The following is a 14,740-nucleotide window of genomic DNA, read 5'->3' on the forward strand; positions in this document are numbered from 1 at the left end:
GCTTCGACGCGGTCAGCGTGCCCGCCGATTTCAACACGGCCGCTTCGAATTTCACCCGCCCTTCCGCGGGCACAGACCAGGCCTGATTGACCACCACCTGCGCGTGCCGATAGCTGATCTCCCCCGACGCCAGCGCCGCCCGGGTCGCCGGGAGTTCCTGGGCCAGGGCCCGGCTCTCCGCGACCAGGTTCTCCGCCATGCGCTGCGGCACCCGGATCGTGCAGGCCAGCTCGCTCGAGAACTCCCGTTCGGCGACCTCACGTGCGTCCCACCGGGCCCCCGGCACCCGGGCATTGTGGTGGGCGATGGCCTGCCCGAATCGGCGGGCCGCCTCGACCCGTTCGGCCCGCCGGGCGAAGGCTGCGGCGATGTCCCGTTCTGCCTCGGCAATGGCGTCGAAATGGAGGCCCATGGCCTCTCGCTCTTCGNTCCGTGGAGACTGTGGATAAGCCGATCAAACCCACATTGTGGAGGACGAGCCGAGCCCCTTCAGCCTCCGGCCGGATCCCGCCCTCAGGGGCGACGCAAGTGGTCGACGGGCATCATGACCAGGGGCGCGCGCAGCGCCACGAGCTCCCGCGCGTGCTCGTCGAGCCGTTTGTCCTCGGCCGTGATCAGCGTCAACGGCTCCACCGGTTCGGCGTGCCCGTCCGCGCCGATCGCGACGAAGATGCTCATGCACTGCGTCGTCAGCTGCAGGTCGTGCGGGGTGCGGGGGCTGCCCGAGCGCACCCGGATGCTGATGTGCATGTTGCGCTTGCCGGTATGGATGAGGCGCGCGTCCACCTCCACGATGTGGCCGATGTGGATCGGGCGGTAGAAGTGGATCCCCCCGGAGTAGACCGCGACGGCCGTCTCCGAACTCCAGGCCGCTGCGGTCGCGAAGGCGGCCTCGTCGATCCAGCGCATCACGGTTCCGCCGTGGGCGTTTCCGCCCCAATTGGCGTCGGCCGGAGCCGCCAGAAAGCGGAACACCGTTCGCGGCGTCGTGCTGTCATCGGTATATTCCTGAGCGCGCATGACGGTCTGAATGCGCTTGCGTGGCTCGAGGCGGGCCTGGGCGTTGAGTTGCAGCTCGCGGTCCACGTCGGAGTGCGGGGTCCACTTCGGCACTTCCTGCGGCCTTCCGGCGTCGTCGACGGCGACGAAGACGAGGATGCAATGGGTCGCCGGACTATATTCCCGGGCGCGTACATCCGTCGTTTCGACCGTGACGAGCACGTGCATGCTGGTGCGCCCGGTGTGGATGATGCGGGCGTGAACCTCGACCAGGTTGCCCGGCTTGATGGGTTGGGTGAAGTGCACGTTCCCGACGTAGGCGGTGACGGTGTCGGACGCGCTCCAGCCCACGGCGCAGGCGTACGCGGCCTTGTCGATCCACTCGAGTACGCTTCCGGCTGCGACGGTCGCGCCTGAGGCCGCGACGTCCTGGGGCACGGCCATGAACCGGAGGGTGATGCGGTCCTCATGGCGTGAGGCGTCTGCCGCCTCGGGGGACACGGGGGGTGTGGTCACGGGAACTCCAAGGGAAGCGGGTCGGGGCCTCGCTCCACACTTTCATACTTGGGGACCCGCGGGCTGACGCCGTTCCCTGTTCTGCAGTCGGAAGGTGAGGAGGAACAACACGAGGGCGCAGGTCTGAAGGATGCCGACGATCATGACCAGCCACGGCACCTGGTCGTAGAGGGCGCCGGCCAGCACTCCGCCGATCAGGGCGGACGCCCCCGCGAAGGCGGCGAAGACCCCGTAGGCCGTGCCGCGGTGCCCGTTCGGCACGAGGTCCGCGATCAGCGCCTGAACCGTCGATTCCTGGATGCCGGTCGCCGCACCCCAGATGAGTGCGCCGGCCAGCACCGCGCCCGCCTGGACCGACAGGGTCAGTCCGGGAACCAGCACCACCAGCAGCGGCAGGACCAGCAGCACCCGGGCGCCCGCCGCGTCGTAGGCGTAGCCGCTGACCAGGGCGGCCAGGGCCGCCGCTCCCATCGCGGCCGCGTAGATCAGCGGCACGGTCGCTAGCGGCACGATCGCGACGTCCGTGAGGTGGAATGAGATCACCCCGAAGCCGACGAGCCCGACCGTGGAGACGCCGACCGCCGCGGCCAGAAGGTAGAACGAGAGGGGAAGCCGGGGCCCGGCGGCCGGGTCCCGGTGCGCCTGGTCCGGATGCCCCGCGTCATCCGGGTCATCCGGGTCTGCCAGGTCCTCCGGGTTCGCCCGGTTCGCCCGGTTCGCCCGGTCTGGCCAGTCTGGCCGATCGGGATTCGGGGCGACGCTCTCGTTGCTCTCGTTGCTCTCGCTGCTCTCGTACACGTTCGTGTCCGGCACGCGACGGCGTGTCCAGAGCAGAATGCCCAAACCGGCGGCTCCGGGGATCGCGAGCACGGCGAAGGCGGGCCAGAGCACGGTCGTGACCGTGATGACGGCCCAGGCGAGTAGCGGCCCGAGCAGGGACCCCAGTTGGTCGAGCAGCTTGTGCACCCCGAAACCGCGGCCGCGGCCGACGGCGCTGGCCGCATTCGCGAGCAGCACGGTCTTCGCCGGGCTCCGGATGGCCTTGCCCGTGCGGTCGCCGAGAATCAGCGCCGAGGCGAGCAGCAGGCCGGCCCCGCCGACGAACGGCGTGACGGCCAGCAGCGGAATGCAGACCGCGGTGAGGGCGTAGCCGGCGATGGCGAATCTCCAATACCGGACGGATTTGTCGGACCAGGGCCCGGAGACCAGCCGGAGCGCGAGGGCGACCGCCTCTCCGAGGCCCGTCACGACCCCGACGATCAGCGCCGACGCACCCAGCTGTCCCAGCAGCGCCCCGGTCAGCGAATGGCCGCCCTTTGATGCCAGATCTATAACCAGGCTGACGATGCCGAGGTTCACCACGACCCGCCACGCGGACCAGGCCGGACCGGCGCCGGCCGCGGGCTCAGCACCGGGCGCCGCACCCGCGGCAGCCCCGGCGTTGTCGGTCGAACCCGGCGTGGACATCATCCTCTCCCCCCGGGCCGGCGTCCCGGCCCATCGGCGTCCCCACCCGGTCGGCGGCCCGACCCAGTCATCCCGACCGTGTCGTCCTCACCCAGCAGTCCCCACCATTGTCGCCGACCCGCGTGCCAGCGCAAGGGGCGTGCGCCTCGTCCGCGACTCCGGATCCGCGCGTTGCGCGGTTGCGGCCCGGGGCTGCCGCCTCCCCCGAACCAATTCGACGGAGATTTTGCCAGAATCGGGCCAAAACAAGCCGAAACGGTGTTTTTAGAACAAAACTTCCGTCGAATCGGTTCGACGCCGGACCGCGTGGTCCGCCCGCGGGCGGGCTTTCGGCTAGCGGTGCTCGAGGTGCCAGGTCAGCACCTCGACGACGAGGTCGTGGTCGTCGCGCTGGGCCAGCCCGGAGACGCCGACCACGCCGATCAGTGAACCGCGCACGCGCAGGGGGAAGGCTCCGCCGTGCGCGGCGTGCGTTCTCGGGTCGAGATTCGAGTCGGTGGCGAAGTCGCGGGAACCCGCGCGGAACCGCGTCCCCACGGCGAAGGACGAGTTGGCGAACCGGCGTACGACGCGGAACTTGTTCTCGAGCCAGCCGTCGTTGTCGGCGCTGGAGCCGGGCAGGGCCCCGTGGAAGACCCGCTGCTCGCCGAAGGTGATCGACACCGTGATCGGATGCCGGCGCGCCGTTCCCAGCTCGACCAGCCGCGAGCCCACGATCCAGGCGTCCCCCAGGTCGAAGGAGTCGAACTGGAGGGTGCGTTCCTGCTCCAGGAGCAGGGGGAGGAGGCTCGCGGCCTCCGAAGCCTTCGTCATCGCATGCCTTTCGAGTGCCATCCGGGGTCTGGCCAGTCTTCCACTTGCCGCCCGCTCCTTTCCGCTCCCGTCCATTCAGCAAGGCAGACCGGTGCCCGAGTTGGTTGGTCCGATGCCGTGACATATCGACAACCATCGATACACTGGACGTACCGTCATCACGGACAAGTCGTCCCCCACGATGTGCGGACCAGGAGTTGATGCACCATGGCACACATCGAGATCTTTGAACCGGGACTCTGCTGCGGCACCGGAATCTGCGGCGTCGACGTCGACCAGGCTCTGGTCACCTTCTCGGCCGACATGGACTGGGCCCGCGCCAACGGCGGCGACATCGCCCGGTTCAACCTGGCCCAGGAGCCGCTCGCCTTCGTGGAGAACGAGGTGGCCCGCCAGTTCCTGCACACCGTCGGCCAGACGGGCCTGCCCATCGCCCTGGTCGACGGCGCCACGGTGCTGACCGGCCGCTACCCCTCCCGCGCGGAGCTGGCCGGCTGGGCCGAGCTCACCGGCGACGCGGCCAGCCACCTGGCTGCCGTGCAGCCCGAGGGGTCCAGGCGCCTCCTGGCCATGGCGACGGCGACGGCGACGCCGGCCACGACCTCGGGCAGCGCCTCCGCCCAGAAATTCGGCGACTCCGCTGCCCAGACCGACTCCGCTGCCCAGACCGACAGCGCCGCCCAGACCGACAGCGCCGAAGCGGGTTGCTGCGGCACCGGCGGCTGCTGCTAGGACTTCGCCATGACAACGCTCCGCTTCCTCGACCAGGCACCGCGCTTCCTCTTCTTCACCGGCAAGGGCGGGGTGGGCAAGACCTCCATCGCCTGTGCGAGCGCGGTGCGGCTGGCCGAGGGCGGGGCATCCGTTCTGCTGGTGAGCACCGACCCCGCCTCCAACGTGGGCCAGGTCTTCGGGGTCTCCATCGGCAACACCGTGACGGCGATCGACGCCGTGCCCGGGCTGTCGGCCCTCGAAATCGACCCGGAGCAGGCGGCCCAGCAGTATCGGGAGCGCATCGTCGGCCCGGTGCGCGGGCTGCTTCCCCCGGCCGAGGTGGCCTCGATCGAGGAACAGCTCTCCGGTGCCTGCACGACCGAGATCGCCTCCTTCAACGAGTTCACCGACCTGCTCACGGATGCCGCGTGGACGGCCGCCTACGACCACATCCTTTTCGACACCGCACCCACCGGGCACACCATCCGGCTGCTGCAGCTGCCGGGCTCCTGGACCGACTTTCTCACCGAGGGCACCGGAGACGCCTCCTGCCTCGGCCCGCTGTCGGGCCTGGAGAAGCAGCGCGCCGTCTACGCCGAGGCCGTCGCGGCCCTGGCCGACCAGGCCCGCACCCGGCTCGTGCTCGTGGCCCGCGCCCAGACCTCGACCCTGACCGAGGCCGCCCGCACCCACGCCGAGCTGGCCGGTATCGGCATGGCCCGCCAGTACCTCGTCGTCAACGGCATCCTGCCGGACGGGGTCGACGGCGGCAGTGGCGAGGGCGGCAGTGGCGGCGAGGCCGTGGCCGACCCGTTGTTCGCGGCCATCCGCGCCCGCGAGCAGCAGGCCCTCGCTCAGATGCCCGACGCGCTGAGGGCCGCGCCCACGGACTACGTGGCGCTGAAGAGTTCGAACATGGTCGGCCTGGCCGCCCTCCGCGGCCTGCTCGAACCCGAGGTGCTCCCGGCCGCGGGGCAGGGCGAGCACGCCGCCCCCTCGGCGGCCCTCCCGGATTCCCCGCTGTCCGCCCTGGTCGACGAGATCGCCGCCGGCGGGCACGGCCTGGTGATGCTGATGGGCAAGGGCGGCGTGGGCAAGACCACCCTGGCGGCATCCGTGGCCGTGGCGCTCGCCGCTCGCGGGCTGCCGGTGCACCTGACGACGACCGACCCGGCCGCCCACCTCACCGACACCCTGGCCGGCGGGGCGGGTTCCGCGGAGGTCCGGTCCCTCGTCTCCTCCTCCCTCAAGGTCTCTCGGATCGACCCGGCCGCCGAAATCCAGCGGTACACCGACACCGTCCTGCGCACCAAGGGCGCCCACCTCGACGAGCAGGGCCTGGCCATGCTGCGGGAGGACCTGCGGTCACCCTGCACCGAGGAGATCGCCGTCTTTCAGGCCTTCTCCCGCGTCATCCGGGAGGCGAAGCACAAGTTCGTGGTGATGGACACGGCGCCCACCGGCCACACGCTGCTGCTGCTCGACGCAACCGGGTCGTATCACCGCGAGATCCAGCGCCAGCTGGGCGGCACCGTGCACCTGACCACGCCGATGATGAAGCTGCAGGACCCGGAACAGACCAAGGTGATCCTGGTCACCCTCGCCGAGACCACGCCGGTACTCGAGGCCGCCGAGCTGCAGGCCGACCTGGAGCGCGCCGGCATCACCCCGTGGGCCTGGGTCGTGAACAACTCGCTCGCCGCCGCGGCACCCGCCTCGCCGTTGCTGCTCGCGCGGGCCCGGAATGAGCTGCCGGAGATCGAGCATGTGCAGGAGAAACGCGCCGCCCGCCTCGCCGTGGTACCGCTGCTGGCCGACGAGCCCGTCGGCATCCCGGCCCTGCTCGCCCTGGCCACGTCCCCGCTTCCCGCCGCGCTTCCTGCCGTAACCCGACCGTAGCCGCGGTAACCGCGGCCCCCGCAGCCACCACTGGGTCACCGCCGGGACCCCGCCGAGCCCCGCCGAGCCGTGAGTTGCGCCCCACTTTTTCGTGAAAACAGGAGCCATGCTCACGGCTCGGCGAACCGTTTGGGCTGCCCGGGACGCCAGGGCCCGGAACGCTAGGGCTGGAGCGGGCGCGCGGCGCGACCGGCGAGGGCCCGCCGGACGGACCAGACGACGATGACGCCCGCGAGGACCATGGTGGCCAGGCCGAGCCCGGAGTAGCCCACGGCGCTCAGCACCAGGCCGGCCAGGGCGCCGCCGAGCGCGCCGGCCGCGTTCATCGACAAGTCGGAGAACCCCTGCAGCGCCGCGCGGTCGTGCACGCCCACGGACTCGGCGATCAGGGCGGAACCGGCGACGACGGATGCCGACCAGCCCAGCCCGAGCAGGATCAACCCCACCGTCATGGCGGTCTGGGATTCCCCGGCCAGCCAGAAGATGGTCAGAGAAGCCAGCAGCAGCGCCTGTCCGGACAGGATGACGGGCAACCGTCCGACCCGGTCGGCGAGAGCGCCGAAAACGGGGGAGAGGGCGTACATGCCGGCCACGTGCAGGCTGATGGTCAGCCCGACGACGGTCAGGGTGGCGCCGTGGTCGCGCAGGTGTACCGGGGCCATCGACATCAGGGCGACCATGGTGGCGTGGCTGAGCGCGATCACGGCCACGGCGAAGCGGGCCTGGGAGTTGGTGCGCACGATGGCGAGGCCGCCGCGCTTGATCGGGGCTGAGGCGTCGACGCCCCGGGCCGCCAGGGCGGTGAGCAGGGGGTCCGGACGCAGCCCGACGGTGTACACCAGCGCCGCGCCGACCGTGGCGAGCAGGGAGAACGCGAACGCGCCGGTCAGCGGCGGCAACCCGAGGGCCGAGCCCACCACCTCGCCGGGGCCGAAGAGGTTCGGGCCGAGCACGGCGCCGATGGTCGTCGACCACACCACGATGGACAGGTCGCGCGCCCGGAACTGCGTGCTGGCCAGGTCGGTGGCGGCGAAGCGGGCCTGCAGGTTCGTGGCAGAACCGGCGCCGAGGAGCATCAGGGCGAGCAGCAGAAGCGGGAAGGTGTCGACCGCGACCGCCGTGATCGCCAGCACGGCGCCGGTGCCCGCGATCAGAGAGCCGGCGGCCAGGGACCGGCGACGGCCGCGCGATTGCGCCAGGCGGGCCAGCGGAACGGCGACCAGGGCGGCGCCGAGGGTGCTCATGGTCGCCGCCATGCCGGACCAGGCGCTGGACCCGGAGAGCTGGGCCGCCAGGAGCGCGCCGAGGGACAGGGTGGCGCCCATGCCGATGCCGCCGAGGATCTGGCCGATGATGAGCACCCTGACCACCGCGCGCTGCATCGGGCTGTGGTCAGCCGGACCGCTCACGGGTTCGGCCACGGCGCTCGACGGCAGGGCCGCATCCTCGCTCAGGATGTGAAGGTCTTCCGCAACTCGGATCCCTTGAAGGGCTTGCCCGCCAGGGGAGCGAGGAGGCAGAAATCGAAGGCGCCCGCGGCAATGAACACGGCGCCCAGAGCGGCGAGCAACCACCACCATCCGCCGAGGATCGCGGCCAGTATGACCAGAACGACGCCCGCGATGATGCGAACCCATCGACCCGCGGTCGATCCGAGGAACTGAATGACAGCCATCAGGCACTCCCTTGATAAGTGTTCCCAGCATACCCCCGGGGGTACACGGATGTTTCCGATCAGGCCGTGGCGATGAGGAGTGTGTCGAGGGCGTAGCCGGCGCCGTCCCCGGGGGCTTCCGGGTCGGTGGCCAGGTCGCGCCGTATGGTCTCGCAGCGTACGATCCGCGAGGGATCGACGGCCGAGCGCAGCAGCTCCGGGGTGTACAGGATGCCCGGGTCGGCCGGCCCTGGAGCCCCGGTGCCGATGTTGGTCCGGTCGTGGCCGAGCACGAGCAGGTGCCCGCCGGGGGAGAGCCACTCGGCGGCGCGGGACAGCACGGCCCGCAGGGCGTCTTCCTGCAGGTGCAGGTAGATCACCGTGACCAGGTCGAAGGTCTCGCCGGAGGGGGCCCAGGTGGTGGCGTCGCCGACCTGCCAGTCCACCGCCACGCCGCTCTCGCGGGCATGCTCGGCGGCCTGGCCGATGGCTTCGGCGGAGAAGTCCACGGCGGTGACGTTCCAGCCCCTGGCCGCCAGCCAGATCGCATTGCGGCCGTCGCCGGTCGCCAGGTCGAGCGCGCGTCCGGGCGCACACGCGGTCACGGTGTCCTGCACGATCTGCGCCGGAACGGCGGACCAAAGCCGGCCGGGCCGGCCGCCCTGAGCCTCCCGGGCGAGGCGGTAGCGGGTGTCCCAGTCGTTGGCGTCCATCGTCGTGTCCCTTCGGGCGGCATCCATTCGGTGGCACGGATGCCGGCAGCAGCCAGTTTCGCACAGCCACCCGGGTCAGCGGGAGAGGGCGGCGAGCTCGGCGCGGGTGGAGGCGCCCACCTTGCGCAGCAGGTTGGCGACGTGGAACTTGACCGTGTTCTCGCTGATCGAGAGCGTTTCGGCGATCGCGCGGTTGCGTGCCCCCGAGGCCACCAACTCGAGCACGCCCTTCTCGCGGGGGCTGAGTCCCCAGGCCGCGGCCGCGGTGAGCGGCGCGAGCGGCACATCGAGGGGGAGGGTGACGGCCATCTCCGAACCCCAGCCCGTCGTCGCCTCCACGCGCAGGCTGCCGAACACGTCGGCCACCCGGCTCGCCAGCCGGCTGACACTGGGGCTGTCGGGGGTGAGCTCGCCGGCGCCGTCGTCGCGGATGTGGATCAGCAGGTTGCTGCCGTCGCAGTCCCAGTGCACCCGCACGCGGGTGACGCCGGGCTGCTCGACCAGGGCGAGCACGGCTCCGCGCACGATCGCACGGGCGGCGTGGGCCACCTCGCCCGGGAGGGCGCGGCCGTTCACCGGCGGCTCGATGAACTGCACGTCGAGGCCCCCGAACCGCACCAGCGGGCGCAGGTCGTCGCGCAGTCGTTCGAAGGCCCGCGCCACGGGCTCCTCGGAGAGGGACCGGTCCCGGTCGGAGACGGCGCGCAGTTGCACCATGGCCTTCGCCGCCAGGTCGATCGCGGTCTGCCGGGCCGACGCGTCGCTCGTGCTGCTCGAGCGAAGCACGGCGAGCAGGGACTCGAGGGTGGTGGCCTGGGCGTCGGTGAGGTCGGCGATCACGCGGGCGCGTTCCGCGGCCGCCGAGCGTGAATCCCACGGTTCGATCGGGTGGGTTGGAGGCGCACTGTTCATGAGGAAAGCCTACCCACGAGGGACGCTGCCACCCGAACGGGCAGGTTACCCGCTCGTTCGGTGGGCCGCAGACCCGTCCGAAAGAGTAGACGATGAGGTAATGCCCACACGCACCACCGTTCCTCTCCGCGTGACGGAGTCCCTCGCCGCCATCGCGGCCGAACAGGCCGACGCCATTCGCCGGTTCCTGGCCTCGGACGTTGCCGCCGGCACGGCCTCCGGCGGCCCTGCGTCGGTAGAGTCGGCCGCTGCGGAGCTCCGCGCCGCCCGCCGCGTGTTCGTGCTCGGGGCCGGCCGGTCCGGCCTGGCCCTGCGCATGACCGCGATGAGGCTGATGCATCTGGGGCTGGAGGTGCACGTGGTCGGCGAGGTGACGACGCCGGCCATCGCTGCCGGGGACGTGCTCCTGGTCGCGAGCGGCTCCGGCAGCACGGCAGCGATCGTGCGGGCCGCCGAGACGGCGACGGCAGCCGGCGCGCGGGTCACCGCGATCACGACCGCGCCCGCTTCACCCCTCGCAGCGCTGGCCGCTGTGACCGTCGTCATCCCCGCCGCGCAGAAGCAGGACCACGGCGGCCGGCTGTCGATCCAGTACTCGGGCGGCCTGTTCGAACAGGTCGTGGTCGTGCTCGGCGACGCGATCTTCCACAGCCTGTGGACGGCATCCGGGGCCACCGCCGACGAGCTGTGGCCCCGGCACGCGAACCTCGAATAGCCCCTTTCCCACCCTCCCCGCACCCATCCAGATTCACCCCGAACCGGAAAGAAGACCATCATGAAGCTTCAAGTCGCCATGGACGTACTCACCACGGATGCCGCCCTCGAATTGGCCGCGAAGGTCGCCCCCTACGTCGACATCATCGAGCTCGGCACCCCGCTGATCAAGGCCGAGGGCCTGCGGGCCGTGACCGCCGTCAAGACCGCGCACCCGGACAAGACCGTCTTCGCCGACCTCAAGACGATGGACGCCGGCGAGCTCGAGGCCGACATGGCGTTCACGGCCGGCGCCGACCTGGTCACGGTGCTCGGCACGGCCGGAGACAGCACCATCGTCGGAGCGGTCGCCGCGGCGACCAAGCATGGCAAGGGTGTCGTCGTCGACTTGATCGGCGTCGCCGACAAGGTGGCCCGGGCCCGCGAGGTGACCGCGCTCGGCGCCGCCTTCGTCGAGATGCACGCGGGCCTCGACGAGCAGGCCGAGCCCGGCTTCTCCCTCGCGACGCTGCTGAACCAGGGCGAGACCGCCCGGGTACCGTTCTCCCTGGCCGGCGGCGTGAGCGTCGCCACCATCGCCTCCGTGCAGCGCGCCGGGGCGAAGGTCGCTGTGGCCGGCGGTGCGATCTACGGCGCCGAGGACCCCGCCGCCGCAGCGGCCGCCCTGCGCGCCGCCATCACCTAGCGGGCCTTCGTACCCGACGCATCGGCTCACCGTTCGAAAGCGCGACGCCCGTGCAGTCACGCAAAAAGCACCCTCGTTCTGGGAACGACGGTGCTTTTTGGTGGTGACGCTAGGCGGGCGGGCGGGTTGGGCGGATCGAACGGTAGGGCGGAGGTCAGCCGAGGAGCAACTTGGCGAGCTGGTCGACGGAGTAGACGGTTGCGGTCGCGCCGACGGCCTCGGTGGGGGAGCCGTAGCCCCACTCCACGAGGATGGTCGGGACGCCGTGCGCGGCAGCCCCCTCGGCGTCGTACCGGCGGTCGCCGACCATGACGGGAGTGGCGAGGTCGGCCCCGACCGTGCCGAGTCGCGACAGCGCCTCTTCCACGATGTCGGCCTTGGAGCTGCGGGTCTCGGTGTCCGAGGAACCGACCATCGCGGTGAAGTACTTCCCCAGGTCGAAGTGCTCGAGCACGGCGACGGCGTGGTGCTCCGGCTTGCTGGTGGCGAGGGCCATCGGGATCTTCGCCTCGTGGATGCGCTCGAGCAGCCCGGCGACGCCAGGGTACACGGCCGTGTCCAGCATCCGTTCCTGGTAATCGGCGCGGTACACGGCGAGAGCCTCGACGGCTTCATCGGGGGTCATCCCGGCGTATTCGCTGAACGCGGCCAGCAGGGGCGGGCCCACGTAGGAGAGCAGTTCGGTGTCGGTGGGAACCGGACGACCGAGAAGTGCGAAGGTGCGAGCGAGTGAGTTGGTGATGGCCGGGGCGGAATCGGTGATCGTTCCGTCAAGGTCAAAAAGTATGGCACTCCAGGTGCGAGTCAATGTCGATTTCACTCGCTAATACTAGGGGGCCCAGCCGCAAACGCCTGCACGAATTAAAAAAGTGAGCCCGCCAGCCCTAGAAGAGCCGGGACTGGGTGTCGTCGAGTCCGCGCATGGCGTCGTAGTCCAGAACGAGGCAGCGGATGCCGCGATCCTCGGCCAGTGTGCGGGCCTGCGGCTTGATGATCTGGGCCGCGAAAACCCCGGCCACGGGGGCCAGATGCGGGTCGCGGTTCATCAGCTCGAGGTAGCGGGTGAGCTGCTCGACGCCGTCGATGTCGCCGCGTCGTTTGAGCTCGACGGCGACCGATCCGCCGTCGGCGTCCCTGGCCAGGATGTCGACCGGGCCGATCGCGGTCATGTACTCTCGGCGCACGAGGGTGTGACCGTCGCCGAGCAGGTGGATGTGCTCGGCCAGGAGTTTCTGCAGGTGCGCTTCGACGCCGTCCTTGATCAGCCCGGGGTCGATCCCGAGCTCGTGGGCGGAGTCGTGCAGCACCTCGAAGATGCTCACGATGAGCTGGTCGGCGGTCTTGGCGTGGGTGACCGTCCAGACCGCGGTGACGCCGGCATCCGTCTGTTCGTCGTCCGGCTCGGTCAGGGCCAGGCTGCACGGCGGGCTCATCCAGTTGAGCGGCTTGTACGAGCCGCCGTCAGAGTGCACGAGCACACTGCCGTCCGACTTGAGCAGGAGCAGGCGGGTGGCCAGCGGCAGATGCGCGTTCAGCCTCCCGGCGTAGTCGACGGAGCATTTCGCAATCACAAGGCGCACCGTTCGAGCCTAACCGCGCCGGGGCATCCGTTCGCCCACCCGGACGCCCCCGTGCGCCCCACCCGTGCGTCCCACCCGTGCGTCCCGCCCGCCGCTCCCGCCCGCTCCGGGTGAACCAATTCGACGGAGATTTTGCCGATCTGGGCCCCAAACGGCCCAAAACCGGCTTTTTACAGCAAAATCTCCGTCGAATTCGTTAGGAGACGGGCGCGGTGGGCGAGGCGGGCGCGTAGCTGCGCTCGCGCGCGGCGGGCGCGGCCAGGCCGGCCAGCACCATCAGGGCGAGGATCAGGTAGAGAGCGTTGAGGATGCCCCAGGCCTGGCCGAGCAGGCCGAGCACGGGCGGGCCGACGAGAAAGGCGAAATAGCCGATCATGGCGACCGCGCTCACCCGCGCCGCGGCATTCTTCGTGTCGTCGGCGGCCGCCGACATGCCCACCGGGAAGCCCAGCGAGGCGCCCAGCCCCCAGAGGATCGCACCGGCGTACAGCGTCCATCCGCCCGGCGCCAGAATGAACAGGATCAGCCCGACGATGCCCACCAGCGCGGATACCCGCAGCACCGGCACTCGGCCGAACCGGTCCAGGATGGGGCCGCCGACGATGCGGCCGGCGGTCATCGCGCTGACGAAGACGCCGAAGACGATCGCGCCCTCGGTGTTGCTCAGGCCGTGCCCGTCGACGGCGGCCAGCGCCAGCCAGTCATTGGCCGACCCCTCGGCGAACGTCATGCCGAGGACGATGGTTCCGATCAGCAGGATCTTCGGGTCGCTCCAGACCGACAGGCTCGCGCGCAGCCGGGCCCGCCAGCTCGGGGCGGGGGCTTCGGCCCCTCGCAGCTCGTCGCCCAGTTCGGGCCGCTGCGGGATCGAGCGCACGCCGATGACGGCCGTGGCCAGCACGAGGATCGAGATCGCGGCGAGGTGCCAGAACACCGGCAGCCCCACGAAGGACGCCCCGGCGCCGAGGAGGGCGCCGATGACGGTGCCGAAGCTGAAGCAGGCGTGCATCAGCGGCATCAGGGTCTTGCCGATCTCGCGCTCGACCGCCGCCCCCTCGACGTTCATCATGACGTCGAGTGCTCCCATGCCGATGCCCACGAGCGCGAGACCGGCGAAGACCAGCCCGGTCGACGCCAGCAGGCTCGCCCCGACGCCCACGGTGACCAGCCCGACTGTGGACAGCGCCACGCTCAGCACCATGGCGCGACGGGCGCCGAAGCGGGCCAGCAGCGTGACCGCGCCGAGCAGACCGACCACCGACCCCCCGGACAGCCCGAAGATGACGATGCCGACCTCCGCGGTCGAGAGCTGCAGCCCGTCCCGCACGGCCGGGATGCGGGACATCCAGGTGGCCAGGGACAGGCCGCTGATCAGGAAGATCGCGAACACGGCGTTGCGCCAGGCGAGCAGGTCGCGGCGGGCGGCGTGGGCGACGGATGTTCCGGCGGCGCGGGCAGGCTGGGGCACGAGGGGTCCTGTTGATCAGAGAGGCAAAAAGAATGAGGGACTACCAAACTATCAACCCGTTGTACCGGCCCAGTCGGGCCCCAGTGCGGCTAGATCGTGAAGCCCAGGGCGCTCATCATCTCCCGGCCGTCGGGGGTGATCTTCTCGATGCCCCACGGCGGCATCCAGACCCAGTTGATCCGGAAGGCGTCGACGACGCCGTCCAGGGCGATCCCGGTCTGTTCCTCGAGTACGTCGGTCAGCGGGCAGCCGGCCGAGGTGAGGGTCATGTGGATGATCAGGGCGTTGTTCTCGTCATCCCAGCCCAGGTCGTAGATCAGCCCGAGGTCGACGATATTGATGCCGAGCTCCGGGTCGATCACGTCCTTGAGGGCCTCCCGCACTTCTTCGAAGCGCGCCGCGCCCAGCGTCGACTCCGCCGGCTGAACGAACTCCATCGACGCCACGCCGGCCGTGTCCGGGCTCAACTGGCCACCGCGGCGCTCTGGTAACGGTCATAGCCTTCGTCTTCGAGGCGGTCGGCGAGTTCGGGGCCGCCCTGCTCGGCGATCCGGCCGTCGACGAACACGTGCACGAAGTCCGGCTTGATGTAGCGCAGGATGCGGG

Annotated in this window: 16 protein-coding genes and 1 pseudogene; 4 read left to right on the forward strand and 13 right to left on the reverse strand. The window is 70.7% G+C overall.

Annotation, left to right across the window (positions count from 1 at the left end; all coding sequences use genetic code 11):
- The 4 genes from E3T24_RS02280 to E3T24_RS02295 all read right to left on the reverse strand — a co-directional run.
- Window positions 1-412, reverse strand: a 412-nt coding sequence (locus E3T24_RS02280) for a DUF222 domain-containing protein (protein ID WP_134434236.1), incomplete at its 3' end; no start/stop codon positions are given.
- Between the two features lie 101 nt (window positions 413-513).
- The gene (locus E3T24_RS02285) at window positions 514-1,515 is read right to left on the reverse strand and encodes an acyl-CoA thioesterase (RefSeq protein ID WP_241975772.1); all 1,002 of its coding nucleotides are present in this window, start codon (window positions 1,513-1,515) and stop codon (window positions 514-516) included.
- 42 nt (window positions 1,516-1,557) lie between these two features.
- Window positions 1,558-2,985, reverse strand: coding sequence for an MFS transporter (locus tag E3T24_RS02290; protein WP_134434237.1), 1,428 nt, complete (start codon window positions 2,983-2,985; stop codon window positions 1,558-1,560).
- A 330-nt stretch (window positions 2,986-3,315) separates the two neighbouring features.
- Window positions 3,316-3,795 carry a heme-degrading domain-containing protein gene (locus tag E3T24_RS02295; RefSeq protein ID WP_134365795.1) on the reverse strand — a complete coding sequence of 160 codons (480 nt, stop codon included), beginning with the start codon at window positions 3,793-3,795 and terminating at the stop codon, window positions 3,316-3,318.
- Between the two features lie 207 nt (window positions 3,796-4,002).
- Here E3T24_RS02295 and arsD point away from each other — a divergent pair, with 207 nt between their 5' ends.
- Together arsD and arsA are read left to right on the forward strand one after the other, a co-directional pair.
- The gene (arsD, locus tag E3T24_RS02300; protein WP_134434238.1) at window positions 4,003-4,527 is read left to right on the forward strand and encodes an arsenite efflux transporter metallochaperone ArsD; all 525 of its coding nucleotides are present in this window, start codon (window positions 4,003-4,005) and stop codon (window positions 4,525-4,527) included.
- 9 nt (window positions 4,528-4,536) lie between these two features.
- On the forward strand, window positions 4,537-6,408 hold the full coding sequence (arsA, locus tag E3T24_RS02305; protein WP_134365797.1) for an arsenical pump-driving ATPase: 1,872 nt from the start codon (window positions 4,537-4,539) through the stop codon (window positions 6,406-6,408).
- 161 nt (window positions 6,409-6,569) lie between these two features.
- Here arsA and E3T24_RS02310 read toward each other — a convergent pair whose 3' ends face one another.
- From E3T24_RS02310 to E3T24_RS02325, 4 genes are all read right to left on the reverse strand, one after another.
- Window positions 6,570-7,790: an MFS transporter gene (locus E3T24_RS02310; protein WP_134365805.1), complete on the reverse strand. Its 1,221-nt coding sequence runs from the start codon at window positions 7,788-7,790 to the stop codon at window positions 6,570-6,572.
- A gap of 68 nt (window positions 7,791-7,858) precedes the next feature.
- Complete coding sequence (locus E3T24_RS02315) at window positions 7,859-8,083, reverse strand: DUF2892 domain-containing protein (RefSeq protein WP_134365798.1); 225 nt, start codon at window positions 8,081-8,083, stop codon at window positions 7,859-7,861.
- Window positions 8,084-8,142: 59 nt separating this feature from the next.
- Window positions 8,143-8,775 carry a class I SAM-dependent methyltransferase gene (locus E3T24_RS02320; protein ID WP_166789154.1) on the reverse strand — a complete coding sequence of 211 codons (633 nt, stop codon included), beginning with the start codon at window positions 8,773-8,775 and terminating at the stop codon, window positions 8,143-8,145.
- A 75-nt stretch (window positions 8,776-8,850) separates the two neighbouring features.
- On the reverse strand, window positions 8,851-9,687 hold the full coding sequence (locus tag E3T24_RS02325) for a LuxR C-terminal-related transcriptional regulator (RefSeq protein WP_134365800.1): 837 nt from the start codon (window positions 9,685-9,687) through the stop codon (window positions 8,851-8,853).
- A 100-nt stretch (window positions 9,688-9,787) separates the two neighbouring features.
- Between E3T24_RS02325 and hxlB the strand changes: the two genes are divergently transcribed.
- Together hxlB and hxlA are read left to right on the forward strand one after the other, a co-directional pair.
- Window positions 9,788-10,402: a 6-phospho-3-hexuloisomerase gene (gene hxlB, locus E3T24_RS02330; protein WP_134365801.1), complete on the forward strand. Its 615-nt coding sequence runs from the start codon at window positions 9,788-9,790 to the stop codon at window positions 10,400-10,402.
- Between the two features lie 60 nt (window positions 10,403-10,462).
- On the forward strand, window positions 10,463-11,086 hold the full coding sequence (gene hxlA / locus E3T24_RS02335) for a 3-hexulose-6-phosphate synthase (RefSeq protein WP_134434240.1): 624 nt from the start codon (window positions 10,463-10,465) through the stop codon (window positions 11,084-11,086).
- A gap of 154 nt (window positions 11,087-11,240) precedes the next feature.
- Here the strand turns inward: hxlA and E3T24_RS02340 are convergent, their stop codons facing one another.
- From E3T24_RS02340 to sufC, 5 genes and pseudogenes are all read right to left on the reverse strand, one after another.
- The gene (locus E3T24_RS02340) at window positions 11,241-11,906 is read right to left on the reverse strand and encodes an HAD hydrolase-like protein (RefSeq protein ID WP_241975774.1); all 666 of its coding nucleotides are present in this window, start codon (window positions 11,904-11,906) and stop codon (window positions 11,241-11,243) included.
- Between the two features lie 64 nt (window positions 11,907-11,970).
- On the reverse strand, window positions 11,971-12,666 hold the full coding sequence (nucS, locus tag E3T24_RS02345; protein ID WP_134365803.1) for an endonuclease NucS: 696 nt from the start codon (window positions 12,664-12,666) through the stop codon (window positions 11,971-11,973).
- A gap of 196 nt (window positions 12,667-12,862) precedes the next feature.
- Window positions 12,863-14,134 carry an MFS transporter gene (locus E3T24_RS02350; protein WP_241975775.1) on the reverse strand — a complete coding sequence of 424 codons (1,272 nt, stop codon included), beginning with the start codon at window positions 14,132-14,134 and terminating at the stop codon, window positions 12,863-12,865.
- Between the two features lie 89 nt (window positions 14,135-14,223).
- Window positions 14,224-14,571, reverse strand: coding sequence for a metal-sulfur cluster assembly factor (locus E3T24_RS02355; RefSeq protein ID WP_134365808.1), 348 nt, complete (start codon window positions 14,569-14,571; stop codon window positions 14,224-14,226).
- A 26-nt stretch (window positions 14,572-14,597) separates the two neighbouring features.
- Window positions 14,598-14,740, reverse strand: a pseudogene (sufC, locus tag E3T24_RS17790) (Fe-S cluster assembly ATPase SufC); the annotation flags it as partial.

The organism is Cryobacterium sp. TmT2-59 (assembly GCF_004403545.1).
Lineage (GTDB): Bacteria > Actinomycetota > Actinomycetes > Actinomycetales > Microbacteriaceae > Cryobacterium > Cryobacterium shii.

Bases quoted from the DNA above. Each gene is read 5' to 3' on its own strand.
- E3T24_RS02290 (WP_134434237.1), bottom strand. From the start codon at position 2,985: ATGATGTCCACGCCGGGTTCGACCGACAACGCCGGGGCTGCCGCGGGT.
- E3T24_RS02295 (WP_134365795.1), bottom strand. From the start codon at position 3,795: ATGACGAAGGCTTCGGAGGCCGCGAGCCTCCTCCCCCTGCTCCTGGAG.
- arsD (WP_134434238.1), top strand. From the start codon at position 4,003: ATGGCACACATCGAGATCTTTGAACCGGGACTCTGCTGCGGCACCGGA.
- arsA (WP_134365797.1), top strand. From the start codon at position 4,537: ATGACAACGCTCCGCTTCCTCGACCAGGCACCGCGCTTCCTCTTCTTC.
- E3T24_RS02310 (WP_134365805.1), bottom strand. From the start codon at position 7,790: ATGCAGCGCGCGGTGGTCAGGGTGCTCATCATCGGCCAGATCCTCGGC.
- E3T24_RS02315 (WP_134365798.1), bottom strand. From the start codon at position 8,083: ATGGCTGTCATTCAGTTCCTCGGATCGACCGCGGGTCGATGGGTTCGC.
- E3T24_RS02320 (WP_166789154.1), bottom strand. From the start codon at position 8,775: ATGGACGCCAACGACTGGGACACCCGCTACCGCCTCGCCCGGGAGGCT.
- E3T24_RS02325 (WP_134365800.1), bottom strand. From the start codon at position 9,687: ATGAACAGTGCGCCTCCAACCCACCCGATCGAACCGTGGGATTCACGC.
- hxlB (WP_134365801.1), top strand. From the start codon at position 9,788: ATGCCCACACGCACCACCGTTCCTCTCCGCGTGACGGAGTCCCTCGCC.
- hxlA (WP_134434240.1), top strand. From the start codon at position 10,463: ATGAAGCTTCAAGTCGCCATGGACGTACTCACCACGGATGCCGCCCTC.
- E3T24_RS02355 (WP_134365808.1), bottom strand. From the start codon at position 14,571: ATGGAGTTCGTTCAGCCGGCGGAGTCGACGCTGGGCGCGGCGCGCTTC.